The sequence below is a fragment of the Stutzerimonas urumqiensis genome, assembly GCF_003640395.1.
Classification (GTDB): Bacteria; Pseudomonadota; Gammaproteobacteria; order Pseudomonadales; family Pseudomonadaceae; genus Stutzerimonas; species Stutzerimonas urumqiensis.
The window spans coordinates 103,992-128,140 of sequence record NZ_RBZQ01000006.1; the positions used below are offsets into that span (position 1 = coordinate 103,992).

Here is a 24,149-nt window from a genome sequence, read left to right on the forward strand (position 1 = left end):
GAGCCCGGGGGCCTCTCAGTAATGACCAGACCGGGGGCAGGGCGTTCGTGCCGCACATCAGCGTGCGCGTGGGTGGCCGAGTGCCATGGTCCAGGTTCGGTTGTCGCAGCGTGGACAGGCTTGCGCCTGGCCCGGCTCCAGCGGCTGGGTGAAACCGCATCGCGTGCAGGCATAGACGCCGCCGTGCGGCACGGCCCGGTGTTCGGTGCGATGATCGTCCGGCAGCACCGACAGGCCCATGCGGACCTCGTCGCGATCATAGAAGAACAGGCTCACGTCTCCGTCGATCTCGAGAATGCCGAGGCGAACCTGGCCCAGGTGTTCGACGCCCTGCTGGCGCAGCTCCATGAAGAACTCATCGGAGGAGATGCTCAAGCCGTTGAGGCTAGACAGCTCGTACAACCCGTCACGGATGATGGTCACCGGCTTGCCTTCGAGCCATCGGCCGAATCTCGGGCTGTGGCTCATGCCCCAGACCGACAGGCGGTAGATGGCCAGCAGAGTGACGAAGACCACGGTGATCGGCAGCAGCGGCACGTCCTCATAGAACGACACGTCGCCGGCGGCCGAGCCGAGGGTCAGGATGATCAGTACTTCGAACAGGGACAGCTGGCGAATGCCGCGTCGCCCGGAGATGCGCAGGAAGAGGAACACCGCCAGGAAGGCGAATGCCGCCCGCACGGCCACTTCGGCCAGGAACATCAGGGGGAACTGGTCGAGCAGCATCCGCTGCCAGTCGAACGCCGTGATCGAGTCGCTCATTCGTTCGATACGCCCGGCTGATGAGGCATCGACCAGGGGGCGAGCGAATGGCCGTCCCGGCTCAGCTCCAGGCGCAGGTGCTCGATGAGGGCCGCGAGGTGCCGGCTGTCCTGGTACTGGCTGCGCGCCACGTGGGCGACGGAGGTGAGCATCCGGTCGTGCTCGTCGACGACGCGCAGCGAGAAGCTCGCGTCCTCTCGATCGGCCGTGGTGACCGCACGGTAGGGCAGGAAGGCCAGTTCGGCGATGCAGGTCGCTTCGGCGAGCGACAGAGCGTTTCGAGGGGTGAGCATGGCGTGCCTCGTCTGCGTCAGTTATCGGCCGGGCCGATCCGGTAATGCAGATTGATGCCATCGCCGCTGCCGTCGCCGATGACGGACCCGGCAATCGGCTCGCAGGTAACGGTTCGTCCGGGATAGGCCTCGCATAGATGCGAGCGGGCCACGTCAGCGATGCGCTGGAGAAGGTCGGTGTACTGGGTGTCGCGCGGAACGATGAAGTGCAGGGTCACGGTATGGGCCTGCGCATCCTGCGGCAGTCTGCTGAGGCCGCAGGTGTTCCACTGATCGTTGACGTAGGCTTGTGCGCCTTTCATGGAGGCCTCCTGTCTGTCTTGTGGTTTCAGACAGCGAAAGCGCCTCAGGGATTCACTCGGGCGCGGCCCCGAACGGGTCGGGGCCTGCCGGCCTCACTCGGGCATGTGCCAGGGGGCGAAGTGAACGCCATCGCGGCTCAGGTCTTCCCGGGCCTGCTCGAGCGTCGCCGCCAGCTGGGCCGGGTCGCTGTAGACGGCCTTGGTCAAACGGCGACGGCCCAGAGTGCGGGAGTGGGTGCGATCGATGACGGTGATGCTGACCTCGCCATTGCCCTCGGGCAGCGTCCAGGCAACGCACTGGAAGGGCTTGAAGGCCCGGTCGGTGATAAGAAGCGCCTCATTGAAACGAAGCTGAGTGTTCATGTGTGGGTGTCTCTCCGCGTGTACCCAATCCGAAACTGCATTCGTGCAGGCCTGCTGGCCCGCGTTACGAACATGGATGTACGCAGATGACTGCAAAGTCACACGTCAGTTCGAAAATGGCGACTTTTCCGCAGGAAACCTGACGAAGATCGCTGAAACGCCGCGGCGGCAGGTCGTGTGAGGGCGTAGCGAGTGCAGATCAGGGGAGAACGAGGCGCTTGCACAGAGGCAGGGGAGAGAGCGGATTGGCCCGCATGCCCGTTTACCAGCGGTAAACGAGCATTCGATCGGAACCTGCGCGAGAGCCTGCCCGGCATGACCGAGCGCAGCACACGTTGGAATCGCCCGGCGGGCTGGATACCGGAGCGGTATCCAGCGCCCAGTGAGCCGTCGGTCAGACCTTGAACTGAGACAGCAGGCGGTTGAGCTCGCCGGCGAGCACACCCAGCTCCCGGCTCGCTGTGCTCGAGCGATCGGCCGCCAGGGTGCTGTCCTGCGCGAGCCCGGCGGCCTGGGTCATGGTCTGGCTGATCTCTTCGACCACGTGTGACTGCTGCAACGTGGCGCTTGCCATCGAGGCGTTCAGCGAGGCGATGTTGCGCAGCGCCTGGACGATCTGGCCGAGGCTCTCGCCGGCCTGGCTCGCCTGTTCCACCGTGGCCTGGGAGGCACGGCTGCTTTCGGTGATCACCTTAACCGCGGCGTTGGAATTGCCCTGCAGGCGCTCGATCATCGTCTGGATCTCGGCGGTCGATTTCTGCGTGCGCTGTGCCAGCAGCCGCACCTCGTCCGCGACCACGGCGAAGCCACGGCCTTGCTCGCCGGCACGCGCGGCCTCGATCGCGGCGTTGAGCGCGAGCAGGTTGGTCTGCTCGGCGATGGAGCCGATCACTTCGAGCACCGATCCGATCTGGGTGGTCTCGTTGGCGAGCGACTGGATCACGCTCACCGCCTCGTCGATGGTGCCCGACAGCGCATCGATCTGGCGCAGGCTGGCATCGATATTGGCCAGGCCCTGTTTGGCCTGGCGTTCGGCGCTGTCCACTTCGCCGGACGCCTGCTCGGCATTCTTGGCGACTTCCTGGATGGCATAGGTGACCTCGTTGACCGCGGTCGCCGCCATCTCGACCTGCTGGCTCTGCTGTTCGCTGTAGCGATAGGTCTCGCTGGCGAGTCCATCGAGCGAGCGTGAGGAGCCGTCGAGCGAGCCGGCGGTATCCAGCAGCTTGGCAACCAGCTGCCGCACTTTCTGCGTGAAGGCGTTGAAATCACGGCCCAGCGCCGCGAGCTCGTCGTTACCGTCGACATCGAGCTGGCGGGTCAGATCGCCTTCGCCGCGGGCGATATCCGCCATCGCGGCGCGTGCATGTTCGAGCGGAACCGTCAGGCTGCGGATGAGCACCGCGACCATGCCGGCCAGCAGCAGGGCGATGGCTCCGCCGACCAGGGAGAAGCGAACGAGGAAGGCCGTGAACTCGGCCTCGACGTCATCGACGTAGATACCCGAGCCGATGATGAGTTGCCAGGGCTCGAACAGCTTGATGTAGGAAATCTTGCGCGAGGGCTCCGTCTCGCCCGGCTTGGCCCATTGGTACTCGACCAGGCCGGCACCGTCACGCTTGGCGACATCGACCATCTCCATGAACAGCGCCTTGCCGGTCGGGTCCTTGTAGGTGGTCAGGTCCTTGCCCTGCAGGTCGGCGACCATCGGGTGCATGACCATGCGCGGCTGCATGTCATTGATCCAGAAGTAGTCTTTCTGGTCATAGCGCAGCGCGCGGACCGTCTCCAGCGCGGCCTGCCGGGCCTGTTCGTCGGTGAGCGTGCCGGCCTGCGCCAGCCGATGGTAGTGCTCCAGCACGCCGTAGGCCGTTTCGACGACATGCCGCGTCATCTCCTGTTTGCCTTGGTACAGGTCATCTTTCATCTGGAATGTCATGACCAGTCCAAGCATGAACAGCATGACGGTGGAGACGACGGGTATCAGCCACAGGCGATGGCGAATGGAAAAGGTACGAAAGAGGCTCATGGGACGCTCCGGAAAGGCAAGTCTTGTCGTTTCTTATGGGTCGCTCGCCAGCAGCGGTTGCGGCAAGTCCTGCATAGCTTTTCGGCGGCTTGTCGCTAAAAATGAGCCCCTCGCGCATGGGAGGTGAATTTCCAGCCCAACGGCGAGTCAGAGAAGCGCCGAGCAGGGCCCGGCACCTTTTTTTCATGTTCTAAGCGCGATCGCGGTATCGCTGACGGGGATTAGATGGACCTTTGGATTGCCGCCCAGGCACTCATTCTCGGTATCGTGGAAGGCATTACCGAGTTTCTTCCGGTGTCGAGCACCGGTCACCAGATCATCGTGGCAGACCTCATCGGATTCGGCGGTGAGCGGGCACTGGCCTTCAACATCATCATCCAGCTCGGCGCCATCCTGGCGGTGGTCTGGGAGTATCGACGCAAGATATTCGGCATCGTCGTCGGGCTCCCGCGCGAGCGGGAAGCGCAGCATTTCACGGTCAACCTGTTGATCGCCTTCCTTCCGGCCGTGGTGCTGGGCGTGGCGCTCGCCGACCTGATCCACGAATACCTGTTCAACCCCATCACGGTCGCGACGGCGCTGGTCATCGGTGGGGTGGTCATGCTCTGGGCGGAACACCGCACGCACTCGATCAAGGCCGAGACGGTCGACGACATGACCTGGGATCTGGCGCTCAAGGTGGGCTTCGCACAGTGCCTGGCGCTGATCCCGGGCACCTCCCGCTCCGGCTCGACCATCATCGGCGGCTTGCTGTTCGGCCTGTCGCGCAAGGCCGCCACCGAGTTCTCGTTCTTCCTGGCCATGCCGACGATGGTGGGGGCCGCGGTCTATTCGGGCTACAAGTACCGCGACCTGTTCCAGCCGCAGGATCTGCCCGTCTTCGCGATCGGATTCGTGACGTCCTTTCTGTTCGCCATGCTGGCGGTGCGAGCCCTGCTGAAATTCATCGGCAATCACAGCTACGCGGCATTCGCCTGGTACCGGATCGTCTTCGGCCTGGTGATCCTGGCGACCTGGCAGTTCGGCGTGATCGACTGGAGCACCGCGGTCGGCTAGCCCGCCATCGGTGCCGACGGTGCCGCTCAGGCGCCGTCGCGGTAGAACACCTCGATGAGGTGGTAGCCGAACTGGCTCTTGACCGGCCCATGGACGGTTCGGGTCGGTTTGCGAAAGATCACCTGGTCGACCGGGCGCACCAGTTGCCCCGGTCTGATTTCGCCCAGATCGCCGCCACGCTTGACGGATGGGCACAGCGAGTGCTTGCGAGCCAGCACATCGAACGCCTCACCTTGCGCCAGTCGCTTCTTCAGGCGCGAGGCCTCCGCCTCGGTCCCGACGAGAATATGGCGTGCCATGGCCTTCATGCGGCGGGCTTCTCCTGAGCGGAAATCTGCTGGGCAATCTCGATCATCTGCTCGCGCATCCAGCGGTTGGCCGGGTCCTGGTCGGTACTCTCGTGCCAGTAGATGTGGGTTTCCAGATCCGGTACGTCCACCGGCAGCGCTACGAAATGGAGGTCGTGCCGGCGTGCGAAGCGCTCGGGCACGGTCATCGCCATGTCCGTCTGCTGCAGCACGAGGGTCGCCATCATGTAGTGCTGCGAGCGCAGGGCGACCTTGCGCTGGACGCCCATCTTGCCCAGCGCCAGGTCCATCAGGCCGAGGCCGCTGCGGCGACTGGAAATGTGGATATGGGTCAGCGCGAGGTATTCCTCCAGGCTGATCCGGTCCTTGGCCAGCGGATGACCGCGACGCATGGCGCAGACGTAGCGGTCCTCGAGCAACTTGACGTGGCGTACCTGGGGGTCGGTGTTGAGCGGCGCGTCGACCGCGAAGTCGAGCCGGCCGGCGGCCAGTTCCTTGGTCGTCTCGCGGCGCTTGGCCAGGAAGCTTTCGATCTTCACGTTCGGCGCAAGGCGGCGCAGCCGTTGAAACAGCGGCGGCAGGATCACCGCCTCGGTGAGGTCGGTCATGCTGATGCGGAACGTCTTGTTCGCCTGCGACGGGCTGAAGGTGCGGCTTTCCTGGACCGATACACGCAGGAGCTGCAAGGCGTTGCGCACCGGGCCGATGATGTTCTGCGCCATCGGCGTCGGCACCATGCCCTGGGCGGTGCGCACGAACAGCGGGTCATTGAACGTTTCCCGCAGCCGCGCAAGGGCGTTGGATACCGCTGGCTGGGTGATCCCGACGATCTGGCCCGCACGCGTCAGGTTGGCTTCGGTGTAGATGGCGTCGAAGACGATGAACAGGTTGAGATCGACCTTGCTGAGGTTCATGGTGCATGCGCTCCTGCGTCACGAATCCGAGCGATCATATATCGGTGATGAATGTTTATACACGCAGAAAATAGCTTCGATAAATCCAAACCCCTCCACTAGCATTTGTCTGACAACCGCCATCACCAGCAGGACGAGTTCATGAATTTCGCCTACTCCCCCAAGGTTCAGGAGCTCCGTGAGCGCGTTCAGGCGTTCATGGATGCCCACGTTTATCCCGCCGAAAAGATCTTCTATCAGCAGGTCAGCGAGGGCGATCGCTGGCAGCCGACCGCCATCGTCGAAGAGCTTAAGGCAAAGGCCCGGGCGGAAGGCCTCTGGAACCTCTTCCTGCCCGACTCGGAGCTGGGCTTCGGGCTGACCAACACCGAGTACGCACCGCTGGCCGAGATCATGGGCAGCTCGGGTCTGGGCCCGGAAGCCTTCAACTGCTCGGCGCCGGATACCGGCAACATGGAAGTGCTGGTGCGCTACGGCAGCGACGCGCAGAAGAAGCAGTGGCTCGAGCCGCTGCTGCGTGGCGAGATTCGTTCGGCCTTCGGCATGACGGAACCGGGCGTGGCGTCATCCGATGCGACCAACATGCAGGCGCGTGCGGTACGCGAAGGCGACGAGTGGGTCATCAACGGGCGCAAGTGGTGGACGTCAGGCGCCTGCGACCCGCGCTGCAAGATCATGATCTTCATGGGACTGACCAATCCGGATGCGCCTCGTCATCAGCAGCACTCGATGATCTTGGTGCCGATGGACGCACCTGGCCTGAAGGTGCTGCGCCCGCTGCCGGTCTTCGGCTATGACGATGCGCCGCACGGTCATGCCGAGGTGCTGCTGGAAAACGTTCGAGTGCCCTACGAGAACGTGCTGCTTGGCGAAGGCCGTGGCTTCGAGATCGCCCAGGGCCGTCTTGGCCCGGGCCGCATCCATCACTGCATGCGCTCGATCGGTGTCGCCGAGCGTGCGCTCAAGCTGATGTGCGAGCGCGCCGTGAGCCGAACGGCGTTCGGCAAGCCGTTGGCGCGTCTGGGCGCCAACCTCGATCACATTGCCGAATCGCGCATCGAGATCAACCAGGCACGGCTACTGACCCTCAATGCCGCCTACATGATGGATACGGTCGGCAACAAGATCGCGGCGAGCGAGATCGCCCAGATCAAGGTCGTGGCGCCGAACGTCGCGTTGCGGGTGATCGACCGGGCGATTCAGATTCACGGCGGGGCCGGCGTTTCTGAGGATTTCCCCCTCGCGCACTGGTACGCGATGCAGCGTACGCTGCGGCTCGCGGACGGTCCGGATGAAGTGCACCGAGCATCCATCGGCAAGCATGAGCTGGGCAAGTACGTTCCGAGAGAAATGCTGCGCGGCCACTGATCTCGAATTGGTGAAGAAAGAAGCCCCGGCACGCCGGGGCTTTTTCATTGGTGCAGCCATCCGGGCGGGCGAGCGCCTCAGCACCAATAAAAAGCCCCGCACGTGGCGGGGCTCCTGTTCAGCGCTACGACTCAGCCTTTCCAGCGACGCAGCACCAGCGTGGCGTTGGTACCGCCAAAACCAAAGCTGTTGCTCATCACGGTGTCGACCTGGGCGTCCTCGCGGGTCTCACGAAGGATCGGCAGATCGGCAACCTCAGGGTCGAGCTCATCGATGTTGGCCGAACCGGCCAGGAAGTTGCCTTCCATCATCAGCATGCAGTAGATGGCTTCGTGAACACCGGCGGCGCCGAGCGAGTGGCCGGACAGGCTCTTGGTCGAGCTGATCGCCGGAATCTTATCGCCGAACATGTTGCGTACGGCCTTCGCCTCGGCCACGTCGCCGACGGGCGTGGAGGTGCCGTGGGTGTTCAGGTAGTCGATGCTGCCGTCGACCGTGGACATCGCCTGTTGCATGCAGCGCAGCGCGCCTTCGCCGCTCGGCGCAACCATGTCGTAGCCATCGGAGGTCGCGCCGTAGCCGACGATCTCGGCGTAGATCTTGGCGCCGCGCTTGAGTGCATGTTCGAGCTCTTCGACGACCACCATGCCGCCGCCGCCCGCGATGACGAAGCCGTCGCGGTTCGCGTCATAGGCACGCGAGGCCTTCTCGGGGGTCGCGTTGTACTGGCTGGAGAGGGCGCCCATGGCATCGAACAGACAGCTCTGGCTCCAGTGCTCTTCTTCACCGCCACCGGCGAAGACGACGTCTTGCTTGCCCATCTGGATCTGCTCCATCGCATGGCCGATGCAATGCGCGCTGGTCGCGCAGGCCGAGGCGATCGAGTAGTTGATGCCCTTGATGCGGAACGGGGTTGCCAGGCACGCCGAGACGGTGCTGCTCATGGTGCGCGGCACACGGTATGGGCCGATGCGCTTGACGCCCTTGTCGCGCAAGGTGTCGATGGCTTCCATCTGGTTGATGGTCGAGGCGCCGCCGGAGCCGGCGATCAGGCCGACGCGCGGGTTGGAGATATCGTCCTCGGAGAGGCCGGAATCCTTGATTGCCTGCTGCATGGCGAGATAGGCGTAGGCCGCCGCATCGCCCATGAAGCGCAGGACCTTGCGGTCGATCAGCTCTTCGATGTTCAGGTCGACGGAGCCGGAAACCTGGCTGCGCAACCCCATGTCCGCGTATTCCTGATTGAAGCGAATACCAGGGCGTCCGGCGCGCAGGTTGGCCGAAACGGTGTCTTTGTCATTGCCCAGGCAAGAAACGATGCCCAGGCCAGTGATCACGACGCGACGCATGCGGATGTCCTTCAAAAGCTATCGGTGGAGGTGAACAGGCCGACCCGTAGGCCCTCGGCGCTGTAGATCTCGCGCCCATCGACGCTGACGGTGCCGTCGGCGATACCCAGGATCAGCGAGCGATTGATGGTGCGCTTGATATGAATGTTATAGGTCACTTTCTTCGCGGTCGGCAGGACCTGGCCGAAGAACTTCACCTCGCCCGAGCCCAGCGCCCGGCCACGACCGGGATTGCCTTGCCAGCCGAGGTAGAAGCCAACCAGTTGCCACATCGCATCGAGGCCGAGACAGCCGGGCATGACCGGGTCGCCCTCGAAATGGCAGGCGAAGAACCAGAGGTCCGGGTTGATGTCCAGCTCCGCTACGAGTTCGCCCTTGCCGAACTTGCCGCCGGTTTCGCTGATGTGGACGATGCGATCGACCATCAGCATGTTCGGTGCGGGCAATTGCGCATTACCTGGGCCGAAGAGCTCGCCGCGGCTGCAACGCAGCAGATCTTCCCGAGTAAAGGCGTGTTGTTTGGTCATGCGTGTTCCTCATGGTCCTTCTGCGGACGGATTGGCGCCTTGCGCGAGCCGGGCCGCGCGTGAACGTGTCATAGACAGCGGCGCGCTGTCGAAAGTCACAGCCTGGCGTTTCCGCCGCCGGAGGCGGGCCGGAAAAAAGGCGCGCTACTTTAACACTCCTTTGCGCGTGCGTTGGCGAGCCCTTGCCCTGATCGCCTGCGACCATCCGCCGATTGCGCCTGGCCCGGCGTTTGCGGCGCGCACATGTTTTCCAGCGTTCTGTAACAGCATGCGACGACGGCCTGGTCGGCGGGTTCGCCGCTGTCGGTGCGCCTTCGTATAATGCCGGCGTCGCCAACGCTTGGCCCAACACGGATCGCACATGACTCAACAACCCATTGCTGTGCTCGGCGGCGGAAGTTTCGGTACCGCCATCGCCAACCTGCTTGCTGAGAACGGCAATGCGGCGAGGCTATGGATGCGCGACGCGGCGCAGGCCGAAACCATGCGGCGCGAGCGACAGAACCCGCGTTACCTGAAGGGCATCGCGTTGCACCCGAGCGTCGAGCCGACCGCTGATCTGGACGCCACGCTCCAAGCGTGCGAGCTGGTGTTCGTCGCCTTGCCCTCCAGTGCGTTGCGCAAGGCGCTGGCGCCGGTGGCCTCGACGCTGGGCAGCAAATGGTTGGTGAGCACGACCAAGGGTATCGAGGCCGACGGCTTCCGGCTGATGAGCGACATCCTTCAAGACATCGCGCCTACCGCCCGCATCGGGGTGCTGTCCGGACCCAACCTGGCGCGCGAGGTGGCCGAGCATGCCTTGACGGCGAGCGTCATCGCGAGCGAAGACGAGGCATTGTGCCGGCGCGTTCAGGCGGTTCTGCACGGGCGTACCTTCCGCGTGTATGCCAGCCCCGACAGGTTCGGGGTCGAGCTGGGCGGGGCGCTGAAAAACGTCTACGCGATCATCGCCGGCATGGCGGCGGCGATGGGCATGGGCGAGAACACCAAGAGCATGCTGATCACCCGCGCGCTGGCGGAGATGACGCGCTTTGCCGTGCGTCTGGGCGCCAACCCGGTGACCTTTCTCGGGCTGGCCGGCGTCGGCGACCTGATCGTGACCTGCACTTCGCCCAAGAGCCGCAATTTCCAGGTCGGCCATGCGCTTGGGGAAGGGTTGTCGCTGGATCAGGCGGTGTCGCGCCTCGGCGAGGTGGCCGAAGGCGTCAATACGCTCAAGGTGCTGAAATGCAAGGCCGAGGAGGTTCAGGTCTACATGCCGCTGGTCGCAGGGCTGCATGCCATTCTGTTCGAGGGGCGTACGCTCGAACAGGTGATCGACAGGCTGATGCGGGCCGAACCCAAGACGGATGTCGATTTTCTTTCGCCCGATGGCTTCAGCTTTCGGGCGCCGCTGACTAAGGAGGGCTCATGAAAGTTTACGGACAGGCCGATCACGAGGCCTTGCTGCTGCGGGTGCTATGGACGCTGGTGTTTTTCTTCGCCTGGCAACTCGCCGAGCTGGTGCTGCTCGCCGTGGTGATTCTGCAATTGGTCCTGCGGTTGGTGAATGGTCGCCCGAACGAGGGCTTGCAGGGGTTCGGCGACAGCCTCAGCCAGTACGTGGCGCAGATCGGCCGCTACGGCACGTTCAATACCGATCGCAAGCCCTGGCCGCTGTCCGATTGGCCGCAGCCGCGCCCAGCCGACCTGGAGGTGGTGGACGTGGTTCAGCCGACACCCGGCGGCGAGGAGGGCAAGGCGCCATGAAGCTCTGGCTCCTGCGGCATGGTGAGGCGGAGCCGCGTGCGCGCAGCGACGCCGAACGCAATCTCACCGAGGTCGGGCGGGCCGAGGCGGCGCGTAGCGCGGCGCATCTGCTCGAGGCGACGCTCGGGGCGATCCTCGCCAGCCCGTTCAACCGGGCCCAACAGACGGCCGAGGTGGTCCGCCAGACGATCGGCTACTCGGGAGCGGTCGAAACGGTTCCCTGGGTCAAGCCGGAGTCGGACCTGCGCGAAGCGATGCTGTACCTCGATCGCCGGTCCGAAAGTGAATTGCTCATTGTCACGCACCAGCCGTTCGTCGGCCTCCTGGCGGGTTGGCTGGTACATGGTCACCGTGACCAGGCCATCTCCATGGCCACCGGCAGCCTGGCCGAGCTGGAAGGCGACAGCATCGCCGCCGGCCTGATGCGGCTGGTCTCGCTCCGTCATCCCAACGGCTGATTCACAAGGAAATCACGCATGTCCATCTGGCACACACAGCCCGATCTCGAACACCTCAACGCCAACCTGCGCAACGGAATCGGCGAAGTGCTGGGCATTCGCTTCGAAGCATTCGACGACGACTCCATCACCGCCAGCATGCCCGTCGATTCGCGGACGCATCAGCCCTATGGCCTGTTGCATGGCGGTGCATCGGTGGTGCTGGCCGAGACGCTCGGATCGAGCGCGAGCTATCTCTGTATCGACACCAGTGCCTTCTATTGCGTCGGGCTCGAGGTCAATGCCAACCACCTGCGCGGGCTGCGCACGGGGCGAGTGACGGCGGTCTGCCGCCCGGTGCATCTCGGTCGCAGCACCCATGTCTGGGACATTCGCCTGAGCGGCGACGACGGCAAGCCCAGCTGCATTTCGCGGCTGACCGTTGCGGTCGTCCCGCTGAGCGACCGCGCGCCGCGTCTCGGCGCCTGACCGGCCTGTCGCAGCCTTTGGCGGCTGTGACGGTCATTCACCGGGTCTATGCAATTGCCCGGGTGGTTCGGGCTGCGGAGAATGACCGCTTTGTGGTCGCGGCCTTCGTCAGATGCCTCATTCCCTGTTCTTCGCACATGCCAATGGCTTCCCTTCCGGGACCTATACGCCGCTCTTCGAGCACCTGGCGCCGACGTTCGAGGTCGCCTGCCTCGACCGTCATGCCCATGACCCGCGCTTTCCGGTCGAAGACAACTGGCAGGCGCTGGTCGACGAGCTGATCCATCATCTGGAGGCGCAAAGCGGGCCGGTGCTGGGTGTCGGTCACTCCCTGGGTGGCGTGCTTCATTACCACGCGGCGCTGCGTCGACCCGATCTGTACAAGGGGTTGATCATGCTCGACTCGCCGGTCGCCACCTGGCTCGACCAGGGCGTCGTCTGGCTGGCCAAGCGGCTCGGTTATTTCGACCAGCTCACCCCGGCGGCACGCACGCAGGGGCGTCGCGAGCGGTTCGACGATCTCGCCGAGGCGCGTGCCTATTTCGAGCAGAAGCGCCTGTTCCGCGATTTCGCGCCGGCGTGCCTGTCGGCTTATCTGCAGCACGGCCTCGAACCGTGCGAAGACGGCGTGCGATTGCGCTTCGACCCAGAGACCGAACTGCGCATCTACCGCAGTTTCCCCCACCGAACGCCCGGCTGGCCGCTGACGATGAAGGTGCCGCTGGCCATGATCCGTGGGCGGCAGAGCGATGTGATCAAGCCTCATCACACCTGGCTGGCGCGGCTGATGCCACAGGGCTGCGCGCTCAGCCTGCCAGGCAGCCACATGTTCCCGCTCGAGCACCCCGGCGATACGGCCGAGGCCATCAGGACGCTCGCCCTTGGCTGGCTCGGCGAAACGCGCAAGCAGGAGACCTTCGCATGACCGCACGCTTCGAAGAGGTTCGCCTGAACCTGCCGCATGTGGAAGTGGCCGCGCACCTCTATGGCCCGGAAGACGGCCGGCCGGTCATCGCCCTGCATGGCTGGCTGGACAATGCGGCGACCTTCAGCCGCCTGGCGCCCCGGCTGGATGGGTTGCGCATTCTGGCGCTCGACCTGCCAGGGCACGGGCATTCCGGTCACCGCCCGGTCGGTGCGAACTACGCCCTTTGGGACTACGCCTACGACGTGCTGCAGACCGCCGAGCAGTTCGGCTGGTCGCGCTTCTCGCTGCTCGGGCATTCGATGGGGGCCATCGTCTCGGTCATGCTGGCCGGCGCGTTGCCGGAGCGCATCGAGCGGATGGTGCTGATCGACGGGGTCGTGCCCTATACCGGCGAGGCGGAGCAGGCGCCCGAGAAGCTCGGTGCGGCGCTCGAAGCGCAGTTGCGCGTGCAGAGCAAGCGAAAGCCTGTGTACGCGACACCGGACCAGGCCGTCGCGGCGCGCATGAAAGGCGTCGGCGCGGTCAGTCGGGAAGCGGCGGAGCGGCTGGCCGAGCGCGGCCTGATGCCCGTTCCGGGTGGCTACACCTGGCGCACCGATACCCGGCTTACCCTGCCATCGCCCCTGCGGCTGACGCAGGCTCATGCGCTGGCGTTCGCCCGCCGCGTCGCCTGCCCGACGCTTCTGGTGCTGGCGGAGCAGGGGCTCATGGTGCAGCCCGAGCGGCAGGCGATGCTCACCGGTCTTCCTTATGACATCCGCCGGCTGCCGGGTGGTCATCATCTGCATCTGGACGACGAGCAGGGTGCGCGCGCGGTCGCCGAGCTTGCCCAGCCGTTCCTGGCCGATCGCGGTGCGCTGCAAGATTCGGTCGCAAAGCCGGCTTGACGAGGCGGCGGCAACTGGGGAACGTGGCCGGACACGATAGGAGGCGCAATGATCGACCCGAATACCACCGCGACGCCGAGCGGTCATCTGGCACGCAGGGCCCCTGAAGGGCGCCGGCTAGACCCTAGATTTTCTGCGCCGAGCTTCTCGGGACGACCGGTGCCGATGTCATGAGTCGAGCGCCTGCGGTGGTGTTGTCGGTCGTCGGTGCGTTGTGGCTATCGATCACGACGGCCCAGGCCGCCGTCCCCATGCCTGAAGACGCAACCGCCACCGGTGAGGTCGTGCAGGAGTCGGTCGAGCGGCGTTATCCGATGGACGGGCTGCGGCGCATCAGCGGTCGCCTGCGCATGGACGCCAAGGTCGAGGCCCTGGGTCGGCTCGAGGCGGTCACCTATCGGTTGTCGGATCGCCAGACCGGGCTGGAGGCGTTCACCAACGCCCGCGAGCACCTGCTGGACGAGGGCGCGGAGCTGTTGTTCTGGTGCGAGGGGCGCGATTGCGGCTCGAGCAGTCTCTGGGCCAACGAGGTCTTCGGTCGGTCCTACCTCTACGGGCCGGAGAGCCAGCAGGCCTACCTGCTGGCGCGCATGACCGAGCCGGAAGACCGGCTGGTGGCGCTCTATGGCATTACCCGCGGCAGCGGACGGCCGTACCTGCACGTCGAGACGTTCCATCCCACGGCGTCCTTGGGTGAGCTTCTACCTACCGCAGGCACCTTGTTGCGCCAGCTGCATAGCGTCGGCGTGTTGCATCTTCCGGGGCTGGCGGCCCCTTCGCCGGCTTGGCGCGCGCTGCTTGCCCGTACCTTGCAGCTCGATCGCACCCTCAGCGTGGCGCTCTCCGGGCCGGAGGCGGAAATCTGGCAAGCCGCGCTGGTGGCCGAAGGCGTGCGGGCCGCACGGCTGCAGACCGAAGCTGGCGACGCTCCGGGCCTGCACCTGCGGCGCTTGCGCTGAGCGGTCGAAAACCCCGACGCCCTGTTGGTGCGGGGCGGGCTGAGATGCCACACTCGCGCCCTTCGCCCGCACCGACCGGATGTTCGGGTTCGCTTGACTGGAACAGGCCTGTCCATGCCCAACAATGACCGTCTGCTCGTGCAGATTCTGCTGCTGGCGCTGCTCGGCGCTTCCCTGTGGGTCCTCGCGCCGTTCGCCTCGGCGCTGTTCTGGGCGGCGGTGCTGTCCTTCGCCAGCTGGCCGCTGATGCGCTGGCTGACGTGCGCCTTCAAGGGCAACGAAACGCTCGCCGCGGGCGTGCTGACCTGCGGCTGGATGGTGCTGGTCGCCATCCCGCTGGTCTGGCTGGGGCTCAACGTTGCCGATCATGTGCGTAGCGCCACGGTGTTCCTGCGCGGCGTGCAGGTCGAAGGGTTGCCGCCGGCGCCGGTCTGGCTGAACGAACTGCCGCTGGTCGGTCCGCGCCTGGTCAACGCCTGGGAAACCCTGGACGAGCAGGGGACAGCCTTTTTCGCCAGCATCCGGCCGTATCTTGGGGAAGTGGGCAACTGGTTGCTGGTGCGCAGCGCCCGGATCGGTGGCGGCATGCTCGAGCTGGCGCTAAGCCTGGTGCTGGTGTTCTTCTTCTATCGCGACGGCCCGCGGCTGGCGGCGTTCGTTCATAGCCTGCTGCATCGCCTGATCGACGAGCGTGCCGACCATTACCTCGCGCTGGTGGCCGCCACGGTGCAGCGCGTGGTCAATGGCGTGATCGGTACCGCCGCGGCGCAGGGCGTGCTCGCCCTGATCGGCTTCTCCATCGCCGGCGTCCCGGGTGCGCTGATCCTGGGGTTGTTGACCTTCGTGCTCAGCCTGATTCCGATGGGGCCGCCGCTGGTGTGGGTCCCGGCCACGGCGTGGCTGGTATGGCAGGGCGACTTCGGTTACGCGATTTTCATGGGCATCTGGGGTGTCTTCGTCATCAGCGGCGTGGACAACGTGCTCAAGCCCTATCTGATCAGCCGAGGCGGCAACCTGCCGTTGGTGGTGGTGTTGCTCGGCGTGTTCGGCGGGATCTTCGCGTTCGGCTTCATGGGCCTGTTCCTCGGTCCGACACTGCTGGCCGTCGCCTACAGCCTGCTCGGAGACTGGGTGGCCAAGGAAGTCCCGGTGCCGCCGGACGAGCCGGCGCTACCCGGCGCGGGCGACGAAAAGGTGCGCTGAGCGCCTCAACGCTCGGCTTCGTAGCGGTCCAGCGTGTCGGAGGCGATGATCCGTCCGAGCTGGATCAGCTCCTGCGCCTTGTAGAACTCGAAGAAGCGGCAGGCGCGGCGCGGCACGTTGACCAGCACGTCCGGCGGGTAGCCAGCGATCTTGTATTGCGCCAGCGACGTTTGCATGGCTTCGAAGCTCTGGTTGACCAGTTCCAGCAACGACGCAGGGCCGGTCGCATCGATGACCTGCGAGCCCTCGGCCGATCGTGGCGCCGACCGCGGACCTTCCGGTGCCGCCGGCGGCTGGTCGTGGCCCAGCGCGGCCTGGTCGGCCAGCAGTCCGGCTTCGACCTCGGCCTCCCGGCGCCAGAACGGCAGGTGAGCGCTCAGCGAGTCAACCATCAGATCCAGCCTGCCCTTGGCGGCCGGGGGTCGTTCGATGACCGGAAGGGGGTATTGTCGGTGGTTGGTCGCGTTGAGGTTCACGGCGATGATCAGGTCGCAATGGCTCGATACCACGGGCACGATCGGCAGCGGATTGAGCAGGCCGCCGTCGACCAGCATCCGGTTACCCTGCACGACGGGCGTGAACAGACTCGGAATCGCCGCCGAGGCTCGCATCGCCTGGTGCAGGCAGCCTTCCTGGAACCACACTTCCTGATGGTTGGTGAGGTCGGTCGCGACGGCGGTGAAGGGGATCGGCAAATCCTCGATGGCGATTTCGCCGACGATATCGCGGATGCGCCCGAATACCTTGTCACCGCGTATCGCGCCCAGACTGAAGCTCAGGTCGAGCAGCCGCAGGACATCGAGGTAATCGAGGCTTTCGATCCACTGGCGGTACTCGCCGAGCTTGCCGGCCGCCTGGATGCCGCCGATCACCGCGCCCATCGAGCAACCGGCGATACAGGCGATCTCGTAGCCGCGCGCCTCGATCTCCTCGATGACGCCGACATGGGCATACCCGCGCGCACCGCCGGAGCCCAGAACCAATGCCACGCGTTTGCCCATGCTTTCCTCCCTGATCCGGTTCGGGGGAAGCTTCCCAGCTGGGGCGGGCCGCCGCAAGCCGCACTGCCACCGACCGGACGCTTTGCTACAATCCGCGCCCTTTCCGGAGCTCGACGGAGGCCCCATGAGCCAAGCGATCCGCCTGACACAGTACAGCCATGGTGCGGGCTGCGGCTGCAAGATCTCGCCGAAGGTCCTCGACGTCATCCTCGCCGGAAGCGGCGCACAGAACCTCGATCCCAGGCTGTGGGTCGGCAACGCCTCGCGCGACGATGCGGCGGTCTACGGCATCGACGACACCCGCGGCGTGGTGTCGACGACCGATTTCTTCATGCCGATCGTCGATGACCCCTTCGATTTCGGCCGCATCGCGGCGACCAACGCGATCAGCGACATCTATGCCATGGGCGGCGACCCCTTGATGGCGATCGCCATCCTCGGCTGGCCGGTCAACGTGCTGCCACCGGAAGTCGCCCGCGAGGTGGTCGCTGGCGGGCGTGCGGCCTGCGACGCCGCCGGCATCCCGCTGGCAGGCGGCCATTCGATCGATGCGCCCGAGCCGATCTTCGGGCTCGCCGTGACCGGGCTGGTCGACAAGGCCCGCATGAAGCGCAACGACACGGCCACAGCCGGCTGCGAACTCTTTCTGACCAAGCCATTGGGTATCGGCATCCTGACCACGGCTGAGAAGAAGGCCCTCCTGCGCGACGAGGATGTGGGCCTGGCGCGTGACTGGATGTGCACCTTGAATCGGCCGGGCAGTCGATTCGGTCGTCTCGAGGCAGTGCGGGCGATGACCGATGTGACCGGTTTCGGCCTGCTGGGCCATCTGGTCGAGATGGCCGACGGCAGCGGGCTGACCGCCGAGATCGAGTACGCTCGCGTGCCGCGCCTGCGGGGTGTCGAGGCGTACGTCGCTCAGGGCTGCGTGCCCGGCGGTACGCAGCGCAACTACGAGAGCTACGGGCATCGCATCGCGCCGCTCAGCGAGGCGCACAAGGCCCTGCTGTGCGATCCGCAGACCAGTGGCGGCCTGCTGGTGGCGGTCGAGCCCGGTGGCGTGACCGATTTCCTGACGGTGGCCGAGTCCTTTGGCCTGACGCCCGAGGCCATCGGCCGGCTCGTGCCGGCTGGGCCGCATGCGGTCGAGGTCCGTTGATGCGCGACGACACCGCCGATTTTCGCGACATCTTCCTCAACGATCGTCCGTTGATGGATGCGCGCGCGCCCATCGAATTCGCCAAGGGCGCTTTCCCCGGCGCGGTCAACCGACCGCTGATGAACGATGTGGAGCGGCAAAAGGTCGGGACCTGCTACAAGCAGCACGGCCAGCAGGCCGCATTGGCGCTTGGTCATCAGCTGGTATCCGGTCGCCTCAAGGAGGAACGGATCAAGGCCTGGGCAGCCTTCGCCCAGGCGCACCCGGACGGCTACCTCTATTGCTTCCGCGGCGGCTTGCGCTCGCAGTTGGTGCAACAGTGGCTCCGGGACGAGGCGGGCATCGCCTATCCGCGCGTCCTGGGTGGCTACAAGGCGATGCGCGGATACCTGATCGAGGTGATGGAGCAAGCGGTGCAGCAGGCTTCGTTCGTGCTGGTCGGCGGATTGACCGGCACCGGCAAGACCGAGGTGCTGATGCAGTTGGACAACAGCCTGGACCTCGAGGGCCTGGCCAATCATCGCGGTTCGAGCTTCGGCAAGCGGGCAACGCCGCAGCCCAGCCAGATCGATTTCGAAAATGCGCTGTCGATCCGCCTGCTGAAGCTGCGGGAGCGGGGGGTGGGTACGTTCGTCATGGAGGACGAGGCGCGGCTGATCGGCCGCTGCTCGATCCCGTTGCCCCTGCATCACGGCATGCAGGCCTTTCCGCTGGTCTGGCTGGAGGACAGCTTCGAAGGACGGGTCGAACGGATCCTGCGCGACTACGTCGTCGATCTCGGTGCCGAGTTCGTCGCCGAACGCGGAGAAGAGGAGGGGTTCGTCGCCTTCGCCGACCGACTGCGTGAAAGCCTGGTCAATATCCGCAAGCGACTCGGTGGCGATCGCTATCAGGGTCTCTCCGAGCTGCTCGAGCAGGCGTTGGCGGAGCAGACGCGCTCTGGCGCGGTCGATCTGCATCGGGGCTGGATCGAGGGCCTGCTGGCCGACTACTACGATCCGATGTATGCCTACCAGCGAGCCAGCAAGGCCGAGCGCATCGAGTTCGCCGGCACGCAGGGCGCGGTAGTCGACTACCTGCGGGAACGGCACGCTCAATTTTGACGCGAACGAAAGGGAGAACGCCCCCATGAAGGCATCTGTAATGACGATCGCGGTCGTGCTGGCATTGACCGGCTGTGCAGGCAAAACGGCCTACCGTGGCGCTTGTGCCGCCGAGCTTGAAGCCGCCTGGGCGGAACAGAGTCTGGCCGAGGCGGAGGGCTTTGCGGGCACTGTCAGCTATTCGAAAGCGATGGCGCTGCTCGCCGGCGCCAAGACGCAGCAGCAATTCGAGGCGTTTCACGGCTGTGTCCGCAAGGCAGAAAAGGCGCGCTTCTATCTCCAGGAATCCCGCGCCGGGCGCTGATTCGCCGTCCGGCATCGGTGATAGGACCAAGCAGCCGGGGGCAATGCCTCCGGCTGGCCGTGCTTTTTCTGAGCGCAATGAAAAAGCCCCGATGCTTTCGCACCGGGGCTTTTCGATTTGGTTGCGGGAGCCGGATTTGAACCGACGACCTTCGGGTTATGAGCCCGACGAGCTACCAGACTGCTCCATCCCGCGTCTGTGTGGCGGCATTCTACAGAACGAATCCGAGGTGTCAACCAATGCAGGCAAAAAAGTTTGGATGTTCAGGCATTTAGCGATACGAGGCTGTCTTCGGATCGCTGCGATGGCTGCGCCCGGCTGCTGGCGGTGACGTCGCGCGATAGGCCCGGGCGATGATGGCGCATGATGCGCAACAACCCCCAGAGCATCGCCAGTGCAACGCATAACCAGCCGATCACCATCAAACCCAGTACCCATAAGGTCGCCATCTCCAATCCCTCGCTCGTCACTCCCGCGCTCACTTGCGGCGGCTTAATCATGGGACCTCGTCAGCTGCCAGCGGTTCGAGTGGCGACCTTCGGTCAGGCCGGCCCGCGTATTTTCCGCACTCTCGCCGCTGTGGGCTGACCAAAAGAGTGTGACGGCTTAATCGGAGGGACGACCCATGCGCTGGATGCCGTGCGCAGCAGCATTGGCCCTTGCAGTGAGCGGCGCAATCCATGCGGCGGCCTCGGACGATGCCCAAGAAACCGCCGGCCAGCCCAATCGCCTTGACGCGCCGGAGGTGGCGCCTGGCGAATCCACGGGCACCGGTCCAATCGTCCCGCCGATCGTTCCGGCCCTGAACGAGGCGCCTCGGCTCGACGACGAGCCGCGCCATGCTGGCAACGAGCGCAGCATGGAACACCGTGGCCGCTATGAGCCGGACGACGATTGAGCTGCCGTACCACGAATCGAGGAGTGCAACATGAACAGATCCATCTTTCCGCGCCTGTGTCTGTCGATCGCCCTGGCCTCGGCCGCCGGGCTGGCCATCGCCGCTGACCTGCCTGGCGACGGCATGGCCGGTGTCGAGGTGAAGGAGAAGTCGATCGTGGGGGACGCCATCGGTCGCGACGTGGACGATGTCGGCGTCGACAGCGGTACCGATACCACCGACGGTACGGCATCGACCGAAGGCGTCGGCATTGGCGATGGCCTGTACGACAACGGCCCCACGCCGCGCATCGGGGAGGCGCCCGATGACGTCGATCCGGGGCCGAACGAAGAGGCGCGCTGAGGCGCGCTGAGGCGACGGCAGGCTCGCGGCGTGACGCATCGACCCCTAGAATGCGCGCTTTTTGCGGTGGGCCAGGACCATGCAAATAGCTCTCGCCCCGATGGAAGGGCTAGTCGATGACATCCTGCGAGACCTGCTGACCCGGCTGGGTGGCGTCGACTGGTGCGTCTCGGAGTTCATCCGCGTAAGCGACCGGCTGCTCCCGGACAGCGCGTTCCACAAGCTCGCACCGGAGCTGGCGTCGGGTGCGGTCACCCCGGCGGGCGTGCCGATGCGCGTGCAGCTGCTCGGTTCCGATCCGTCATGCCTCGCCGACAACGCAGCGCAGGCGGTCGCGCTCGGCGCGCCGGTGATCGACCTCAATTTCGGCTGCCCGGCCAAGACCGTGAATCGCTCCCGCGGCGGTGCCGTGTTGCTGAAGGAGCCGGAGCTGCTGTTGCGCATTCTGTCCGAAGTCAGGCGTACCGTGCCGGCGGCGGTGCCGGTGACCGCCAAGATGCGGCTCGGGTACGACAGCCCGGAGGGTGCGCTCGATTGCGCGCGTGCCCTGGCAGACGGCGGGGCCGAGCAGCTGGTCGTGCATGCGCGCACCAAGGTCGAGGGCTACAAACCGCCCGCCCACTGGGAATGGGTCGCGCGGGTGCGCGACAGCGTTGCTGTTCCGGTGCTTGCCAATGGCGAGGTGTGGTCGGTCGAGGACTGGCATCGCTGTCGGGAAATCAGCGGGACGGACGAGGTGATGCTGGGCCGTGGCCTGGTCTCGCGGCCCGATCTGGCCCGACAGATTGCCGCGGCGAAGGCGGGCCAGCCGGTCATCGCGATGAGCTGGGAGGCCGTGATGCCCCTGGTGCGTGAATTCTGGCAGCAGGCCTGCCGCAAGATGTCGCCGCGCTATGCGCCTGGGCGGCTCAAGCAGTGGGTGGGGATGTTGTCACGCAATTACCCGGAAGCGGCCGAACTGTTCGTTCACCTGCGCCGCGAGCAGGCGTGCGAGCGCATCGATGCCTTGCTCGCGCTGCACACCTGGGACGTTCCGCTCGAAGCCTTGAGCGCCTGAGCCTTCGCGCGGCGCCATGCGGGCGAGCGCTTCGCTTGGGCCACGCCGCTCCGCGTGCGCTCGATGAGAAGAGACGCAGCCTGGGGCCTTATCGCTTGCCATCGCGCCGATGAATAGCGCTTTCGTCGCGGCGCAATCCCTCCGAAGGTTGGGGCTTCCGGGTCCGACAGGCGAGCCAGGCATGACCGCGATTCATCCGCAGACACTTCTCGAACGCCCCTTCGGCACCCTCGCCGAACTCATTGCCGGTTGGGCTGCCGTTGCGCCGAACCAGCCGGCGCTGATCCAGGACGCGCGGCAGCTCGATTTCGCCGAGCTCGATCGCCAGATGGATGCGGTCGCGGCCGCGCTTCAGCGAGAGGGCGTGGAGCCGGGCGAGGCCATCGCGCTCTGCGGTCTCAATTCGATCGATTACGCGGTGGTCTTCCTGGGGGCGCTGCGTGCGGGCGTCGCGGTCGCGCCGCTGGCACCGTCGGCGAGCGCGCAGAGCCTGCATGGCATGCTCGAGGATGCGCAGGCGCGGCTGCTTTTCGTCGACGCGGTGGGCCGCGATCGCTTGGCCGAGGCGCCGGCAGTCGAGCAGGCACGGCACGTCGCGCTCGATGCGCTGGGCGATTGGCTGGGCGATGGGCGCAGTCCAAGGCCGGTCGAGGTCGATCCGCAGTCGGCGTTCAACATCATCTATTCGTCCGGCACGACCGGGACGCCGAAGGGCATCGTCCAGTCCCATGCGATGCGCTGGGCGCACATCCGGCGCAGTGCCGCGTACGCGTACGGTTGCGACGCACGGGCGCTCATCTCGACGCCCCTGTATTCGAACACGACGCTGGTCGCGTTCCTGCCGGCGCTGGCGCTGGGCGGTACCGTGGTGCTGCTGCAGAAGTTCGATGCCGGGCATTACCTGGAGCTGGCGGCGCGGCATCGCATCACCCACTCGATGCTGGTGCCGGTGCAGTACCAGCGGATCATGGCGCACCCGGCGTTCGAGGCCTTCGACCTCAGTGCCTTTCGCTACAAGTTCTGCACCAGCGCACCCTTCCATGCGGAACTCAAGGCGGACGTGCTGCGGCGCTGGCCAGGTGGCCTGGTGGAGTTCTATGGCATGACCGAGGGTGGCGGTACCTGCATCCTCGAGGCGCACCTGTTCCGGGACAAGCTGCATACCGTCGGGCGTCCGGCCGACGGCCACGACATTCGGCTCATCGACGAGGCCGGTCGCGAGCTGCCGCCGGGGTCGATCGGCGAAGTGGTCGGGCATTCGCCGGCGATGATGCAGGGCTACCTGAACAAGCCGGACAAGACAGCCGAAGCCGAATGGTTCGACGAGGCCGGCAAGCGCTTCATCCGCACCGGAGATGTCGGTCGTTTCGATGCCGATGGCTTTCTTACGCTGCTGGATCGTCGCAAGGACATGATCATTTCGGGCGGCTTCAACCTGTATCCGAGCGACCTGGAAGGCATCCTGCGGGAGCATCCGGCCGTCGCCGACGTCACCGTCGTGGGCATTCCATCGAGGAGTTGGGGCGAATCGCCGGTCGCCTTCGTGGTGGCGCGGGAAGATGGCCGCGAAAGTGCCGAGCAGCTGCTGGGCTGGTTCAATGCGCGGGTCGGCAAGACCCAGCGCCTGGCGCGGCTCGAATGGCGTGGCGAGCTGCCGCGCAGCGCCATCGGCAAGGTGCTCAAGCGCGAGCTGCGCGATGAATTCCTGGCGCGTGAGGGCGAGCTGCCCTGATCGGCTGACCGTTCGTCGGCTTGGCGTGTGGGAGGGTTTGGGCGACTTGAAAAGGCGAGGCGCGTCCACATTTTCGGCAATGCGGGATGCCGAAGTCGGGTCCCGCGAAGCAATCACTCGCTGAAATCAGGAGAACGCAATCATGACCAGTTTTTCCATGGCTCCCTTGTTCCGTCAGTCGATCGGTTTCGACCGGTTCAATGACCTGTTCGAGTCGGCCTTGCGCAACGAGACCGGCAGTTCCTACCCGCCCTACAACGTCGAGAAGCACGGCGATGATCAGTACCGGATCGTCGTGGCCGCGGCGGGCTTCCAGGAAGAAGACCTCGAACTGCAAGTCGAACGCGGTGTGCTGACCGTCAGCGGCGGCAAGCGCGAAAACAGCGCCGAGAACGTCACCTACCTGCACCAGGGCATTGCCCAGCGGGCATTCAAGCTGTCGTTCCGGCTTGCCGACCACATCGAAGTGCGCGGGGCAGCGCTGACCAATGGCCTGCTCAACATCGAGCTGGTGCGCATGGTCCCGGAAGAGGCCAAGCCCAAGCGCATTCCGATCGGCCAGGCCCAGCGTCCGGCGCTGGAGGGCAACCAGGCCTCGTAAGGCGCTGGCGTGCTCGGCAAAGGAGGGGC

At 65.5% G+C, this 24,149-nt stretch carries 29 protein-coding genes and 1 tRNA gene; 18 read left to right on the top strand and 12 right to left on the bottom strand.

Annotated features, from left to right (window positions below):
- Positions 1-57 precede the first annotated feature (57 nt).
- From D7325_RS13120 to D7325_RS13140, 5 genes are all read right to left on the bottom strand, one after another.
- Positions 58-750: a DUF421 domain-containing protein gene (locus tag D7325_RS13120; protein ID WP_120996620.1), complete on the bottom strand. Its 693-nt coding sequence runs from the start codon at positions 748-750 to the stop codon at positions 58-60.
- A gap of 8 nt (positions 751-758) precedes the next feature.
- Positions 759-1,055 carry a DUF1652 domain-containing protein gene (locus tag D7325_RS13125; protein ID WP_120996305.1) on the bottom strand — a complete coding sequence of 99 codons (297 nt, stop codon included), beginning with the start codon at positions 1,053-1,055 and terminating at the stop codon, positions 759-761.
- A gap of 17 nt (positions 1,056-1,072) precedes the next feature.
- Complete coding sequence (locus D7325_RS13130; RefSeq protein ID WP_120996306.1) at positions 1,073-1,357, bottom strand: hypothetical protein; 285 nt, start codon at positions 1,355-1,357, stop codon at positions 1,073-1,075.
- Positions 1,358-1,450: 93 nt separating this feature from the next.
- Entirely contained in the window at positions 1,451-1,720 is a 270-nt protein-coding gene (locus tag D7325_RS13135; protein ID WP_120996307.1) for a hypothetical protein, read from the bottom strand.
- A 394-nt stretch (positions 1,721-2,114) separates the two neighbouring features.
- The gene (locus D7325_RS13140) at positions 2,115-3,749 is read right to left on the bottom strand and encodes a methyl-accepting chemotaxis protein (RefSeq protein ID WP_120996309.1); all 1,635 of its coding nucleotides are present in this window, start codon (positions 3,747-3,749) and stop codon (positions 2,115-2,117) included.
- A 225-nt stretch (positions 3,750-3,974) separates the two neighbouring features.
- Between D7325_RS13140 and D7325_RS13145 the strand changes: the two genes are divergently transcribed.
- Positions 3,975-4,805, top strand: coding sequence for an undecaprenyl-diphosphate phosphatase (locus D7325_RS13145; RefSeq protein WP_120996310.1), 831 nt, complete (start codon positions 3,975-3,977; stop codon positions 4,803-4,805).
- 26 nt (positions 4,806-4,831) lie between these two features.
- On the opposite strand, the gene D7325_RS13150 is transcribed toward D7325_RS13145, so the two are convergent.
- Positions 4,832-5,113: a peptidylprolyl isomerase gene (locus D7325_RS13150; protein ID WP_120996312.1), complete on the bottom strand. Its 282-nt coding sequence runs from the start codon at positions 5,111-5,113 to the stop codon at positions 4,832-4,834.
- Positions 5,110-6,027: a LysR family transcriptional regulator gene (locus D7325_RS13155; protein ID WP_120996313.1), complete on the bottom strand. Its 918-nt coding sequence runs from the start codon at positions 6,025-6,027 to the stop codon at positions 5,110-5,112. Before D7325_RS13155 ends, D7325_RS13150 begins: the two co-directional genes overlap by 4 nt.
- Before the next feature lie 141 nt (positions 6,028-6,168).
- Here D7325_RS13155 and D7325_RS13160 point away from each other — a divergent pair, with 141 nt between their 5' ends.
- A complete protein-coding gene (locus D7325_RS13160) occupies positions 6,169-7,395 on the top strand; it encodes an acyl-CoA dehydrogenase (protein WP_120996314.1) in 1,227 nt (408 codons plus the stop codon).
- Between the two features lie 131 nt (positions 7,396-7,526).
- Here D7325_RS13160 and fabB read toward each other — a convergent pair whose 3' ends face one another.
- Both fabB and fabA read right to left on the bottom strand, forming a co-directional pair.
- Positions 7,527-8,744, bottom strand: coding sequence for a beta-ketoacyl-ACP synthase I (fabB, locus tag D7325_RS13165; RefSeq protein WP_120996315.1), 1,218 nt, complete (start codon positions 8,742-8,744; stop codon positions 7,527-7,529).
- An 11-nt stretch (positions 8,745-8,755) separates the two neighbouring features.
- Positions 8,756-9,271, bottom strand: coding sequence for a 3-hydroxyacyl-[acyl-carrier-protein] dehydratase FabA (gene fabA, locus D7325_RS13170; RefSeq protein ID WP_120996316.1), 516 nt, complete (start codon positions 9,269-9,271; stop codon positions 8,756-8,758).
- Between the two features lie 361 nt (positions 9,272-9,632).
- On the opposite strand from fabA, the gene D7325_RS13175 reads away from it, so the two are divergent.
- The 8 genes from D7325_RS13175 (at position 9,633) to D7325_RS13210 (ending at position 15,923) form a co-directional block, all read left to right on the top strand.
- Entirely contained in the window at positions 9,633-10,685 is a 1,053-nt protein-coding gene (locus D7325_RS13175; RefSeq protein ID WP_120996317.1) for an NAD(P)H-dependent glycerol-3-phosphate dehydrogenase, read from the top strand.
- Entirely contained in the window at positions 10,682-11,020 is a 339-nt protein-coding gene (locus tag D7325_RS13180) for a DUF4389 domain-containing protein (protein ID WP_120996318.1), read from the top strand. Before D7325_RS13175 ends, D7325_RS13180 begins: the two co-directional genes overlap by 4 nt.
- On the top strand, positions 11,017-11,478 hold the full coding sequence (gene sixA, locus D7325_RS13185; protein ID WP_120996319.1) for a phosphohistidine phosphatase SixA: 462 nt from the start codon (positions 11,017-11,019) through the stop codon (positions 11,476-11,478). The genes D7325_RS13180 and sixA overlap by 4 nt, the downstream gene beginning before the upstream one ends.
- An 18-nt stretch (positions 11,479-11,496) precedes the next feature.
- A complete protein-coding gene (locus D7325_RS13190; RefSeq protein WP_120996321.1) occupies positions 11,497-11,946 on the top strand; it encodes a hotdog fold thioesterase in 450 nt (149 codons plus the stop codon).
- 112 nt (positions 11,947-12,058) lie between these two features.
- Entirely contained in the window at positions 12,059-12,871 is an 813-nt protein-coding gene (locus D7325_RS13195; protein ID WP_120996323.1) for an alpha/beta fold hydrolase, read from the top strand.
- The gene (locus tag D7325_RS13200; RefSeq protein WP_120996324.1) at positions 12,868-13,761 is read left to right on the top strand and encodes an alpha/beta hydrolase; all 894 of its coding nucleotides are present in this window, start codon (positions 12,868-12,870) and stop codon (positions 13,759-13,761) included. Before D7325_RS13195 ends, D7325_RS13200 begins: the two co-directional genes overlap by 4 nt.
- Positions 13,762-13,931: 170 nt before the next feature.
- Positions 13,932-14,720: a DUF4892 domain-containing protein gene (locus tag D7325_RS13205; RefSeq protein ID WP_120996325.1), complete on the top strand. Its 789-nt coding sequence runs from the start codon at positions 13,932-13,934 to the stop codon at positions 14,718-14,720.
- Positions 14,721-14,834: 114 nt separating this feature from the next.
- On the top strand, positions 14,835-15,923 hold the full coding sequence (locus D7325_RS13210; RefSeq protein ID WP_120996327.1) for an AI-2E family transporter: 1,089 nt from the start codon (positions 14,835-14,837) through the stop codon (positions 15,921-15,923).
- A gap of 5 nt (positions 15,924-15,928) precedes the next feature.
- Here D7325_RS13210 and D7325_RS13215 read toward each other — a convergent pair whose 3' ends face one another.
- Positions 15,929-16,924: a patatin-like phospholipase family protein gene (locus D7325_RS13215; protein WP_120996329.1), complete on the bottom strand. Its 996-nt coding sequence runs from the start codon at positions 16,922-16,924 to the stop codon at positions 15,929-15,931.
- 124 nt (positions 16,925-17,048) lie between these two features.
- Between D7325_RS13215 and selD the strand changes: the two genes are divergently transcribed.
- From selD to D7325_RS13230, 3 genes are read left to right on the top strand one after another with little or no spacing between them, the layout of a single operon-like run.
- Positions 17,049-18,083, top strand: coding sequence for a selenide, water dikinase SelD (selD, locus tag D7325_RS13220; protein ID WP_120996331.1), 1,035 nt, complete (start codon positions 17,049-17,051; stop codon positions 18,081-18,083).
- Positions 18,083-19,186 (top strand): tRNA 2-selenouridine(34) synthase MnmH, encoded by a 1,104-nt coding sequence (gene mnmH, locus D7325_RS13225; RefSeq protein ID WP_120996333.1) that lies wholly within the window; start codon positions 18,083-18,085, stop codon positions 19,184-19,186. Before selD ends, mnmH begins: the two co-directional genes overlap by 1 nt.
- Positions 19,187-19,211: 25 nt before the next feature.
- Entirely contained in the window at positions 19,212-19,490 is a 279-nt protein-coding gene (locus tag D7325_RS13230; protein WP_120996335.1) for a hypothetical protein, read from the top strand.
- A gap of 118 nt (positions 19,491-19,608) precedes the next feature.
- Here D7325_RS13230 and D7325_RS13235 read toward each other — a convergent pair.
- Both D7325_RS13235 and D7325_RS13240 read right to left on the bottom strand, forming a co-directional pair.
- A tRNA-Met gene (locus D7325_RS13235) sits at positions 19,609-19,685 on the bottom strand.
- Between the two features lie 68 nt (positions 19,686-19,753).
- Positions 19,754-19,990: a hypothetical protein gene (locus D7325_RS13240; RefSeq protein ID WP_120996337.1), complete on the bottom strand. Its 237-nt coding sequence runs from the start codon at positions 19,988-19,990 to the stop codon at positions 19,754-19,756.
- A 125-nt stretch (positions 19,991-20,115) separates the two neighbouring features.
- Between D7325_RS13240 and D7325_RS13245 the strand changes: the two genes are divergently transcribed.
- The 5 genes from D7325_RS13245 (at position 20,116) to D7325_RS13265 (ending at position 24,120) form a co-directional block, all read left to right on the top strand.
- Complete coding sequence (locus tag D7325_RS13245; protein ID WP_162988051.1) at positions 20,116-20,388, top strand: hypothetical protein; 273 nt, start codon at positions 20,116-20,118, stop codon at positions 20,386-20,388.
- A gap of 30 nt (positions 20,389-20,418) precedes the next feature.
- The gene (locus D7325_RS13250) at positions 20,419-20,730 is read left to right on the top strand and encodes a hypothetical protein (RefSeq protein ID WP_120996341.1); all 312 of its coding nucleotides are present in this window, start codon (positions 20,419-20,421) and stop codon (positions 20,728-20,730) included.
- 79 nt (positions 20,731-20,809) lie between these two features.
- Positions 20,810-21,787: a tRNA dihydrouridine synthase gene (locus D7325_RS13255; protein WP_120996343.1), complete on the top strand. Its 978-nt coding sequence runs from the start codon at positions 20,810-20,812 to the stop codon at positions 21,785-21,787.
- 181 nt (positions 21,788-21,968) lie between these two features.
- Positions 21,969-23,519: a class I adenylate-forming enzyme family protein gene (locus D7325_RS13260; RefSeq protein ID WP_120996346.1), complete on the top strand. Its 1,551-nt coding sequence runs from the start codon at positions 21,969-21,971 to the stop codon at positions 23,517-23,519.
- 142 nt (positions 23,520-23,661) lie between these two features.
- Positions 23,662-24,120, top strand: a complete 459-nt coding sequence (locus D7325_RS13265) for an Hsp20 family protein (protein WP_421681832.1) — start codon at positions 23,662-23,664, stop codon at positions 24,118-24,120.
- The last annotated feature ends 29 nt before the right edge of the window (positions 24,121-24,149 follow it).

Coding starts and splice junctions, on each gene's coding strand:
- fabB (WP_120996315.1), bottom strand. CDS start 8,744: ATGCGTCGCGTCGTGATCACTGGCCTGGGCATCGTTTCTTGCCTGGGC.
- selD (WP_120996331.1), top strand. CDS start 17,049: ATGAGCCAAGCGATCCGCCTGACACAGTACAGCCATGGTGCGGGCTGC.
- D7325_RS13195 (WP_120996323.1), top strand. CDS start 12,059: ATGCCTCATTCCCTGTTCTTCGCACATGCCAATGGCTTCCCTTCCGGG.
- D7325_RS13180 (WP_120996318.1), top strand. CDS start 10,682: ATGAAAGTTTACGGACAGGCCGATCACGAGGCCTTGCTGCTGCGGGTG.
- D7325_RS13200 (WP_120996324.1), top strand. CDS start 12,868: ATGACCGCACGCTTCGAAGAGGTTCGCCTGAACCTGCCGCATGTGGAA.
- D7325_RS13160 (WP_120996314.1), top strand. CDS start 6,169: ATGAATTTCGCCTACTCCCCCAAGGTTCAGGAGCTCCGTGAGCGCGTT.
- D7325_RS13250 (WP_120996341.1), top strand. CDS start 20,419: ATGAACAGATCCATCTTTCCGCGCCTGTGTCTGTCGATCGCCCTGGCC.
- D7325_RS13140 (WP_120996309.1), bottom strand. CDS start 3,749: ATGAGCCTCTTTCGTACCTTTTCCATTCGCCATCGCCTGTGGCTGATA.
- D7325_RS13230 (WP_120996335.1), top strand. CDS start 19,212: ATGAAGGCATCTGTAATGACGATCGCGGTCGTGCTGGCATTGACCGGC.
- D7325_RS13135 (WP_120996307.1), bottom strand. CDS start 1,720: ATGAACACTCAGCTTCGTTTCAATGAGGCGCTTCTTATCACCGACCGG.
- D7325_RS13130 (WP_120996306.1), bottom strand. CDS start 1,357: ATGAAAGGCGCACAAGCCTACGTCAACGATCAGTGGAACACCTGCGGC.
- D7325_RS13155 (WP_120996313.1), bottom strand. CDS start 6,027: ATGAACCTCAGCAAGGTCGATCTCAACCTGTTCATCGTCTTCGACGCC.
- D7325_RS13245 (WP_162988051.1), top strand. CDS start 20,116: ATGCGCTGGATGCCGTGCGCAGCAGCATTGGCCCTTGCAGTGAGCGGC.
- D7325_RS13255 (WP_120996343.1), top strand. CDS start 20,810: ATGCAAATAGCTCTCGCCCCGATGGAAGGGCTAGTCGATGACATCCTG.
- fabA (WP_120996316.1), bottom strand. CDS start 9,271: ATGACCAAACAACACGCCTTTACTCGGGAAGATCTGCTGCGTTGCAGC.
- D7325_RS13215 (WP_120996329.1), bottom strand. CDS start 16,924: ATGGGCAAACGCGTGGCATTGGTTCTGGGCTCCGGCGGTGCGCGCGGG.
- mnmH (WP_120996333.1), top strand. CDS start 18,083: ATGCGCGACGACACCGCCGATTTTCGCGACATCTTCCTCAACGATCGT.
- D7325_RS13175 (WP_120996317.1), top strand. CDS start 9,633: ATGACTCAACAACCCATTGCTGTGCTCGGCGGCGGAAGTTTCGGTACC.
- D7325_RS13190 (WP_120996321.1), top strand. CDS start 11,497: ATGTCCATCTGGCACACACAGCCCGATCTCGAACACCTCAACGCCAAC.
- D7325_RS13150 (WP_120996312.1), bottom strand. CDS start 5,113: ATGAAGGCCATGGCACGCCATATTCTCGTCGGGACCGAGGCGGAGGCC.
- D7325_RS13210 (WP_120996327.1), top strand. CDS start 14,835: ATGCCCAACAATGACCGTCTGCTCGTGCAGATTCTGCTGCTGGCGCTG.
- D7325_RS13205 (WP_120996325.1), top strand. CDS start 13,932: ATGAGTCGAGCGCCTGCGGTGGTGTTGTCGGTCGTCGGTGCGTTGTGG.
- D7325_RS13145 (WP_120996310.1), top strand. CDS start 3,975: ATGGACCTTTGGATTGCCGCCCAGGCACTCATTCTCGGTATCGTGGAA.
- D7325_RS13240 (WP_120996337.1), bottom strand. CDS start 19,990: ATGATTAAGCCGCCGCAAGTGAGCGCGGGAGTGACGAGCGAGGGATTG.
- D7325_RS13260 (WP_120996346.1), top strand. CDS start 21,969: ATGACCGCGATTCATCCGCAGACACTTCTCGAACGCCCCTTCGGCACC.
- sixA (WP_120996319.1), top strand. CDS start 11,017: ATGAAGCTCTGGCTCCTGCGGCATGGTGAGGCGGAGCCGCGTGCGCGC.
- D7325_RS13125 (WP_120996305.1), bottom strand. CDS start 1,055: ATGCTCACCCCTCGAAACGCTCTGTCGCTCGCCGAAGCGACCTGCATC.
- D7325_RS13265 (WP_421681832.1), top strand. CDS start 23,662: ATGACCAGTTTTTCCATGGCTCCCTTGTTCCGTCAGTCGATCGGTTTC.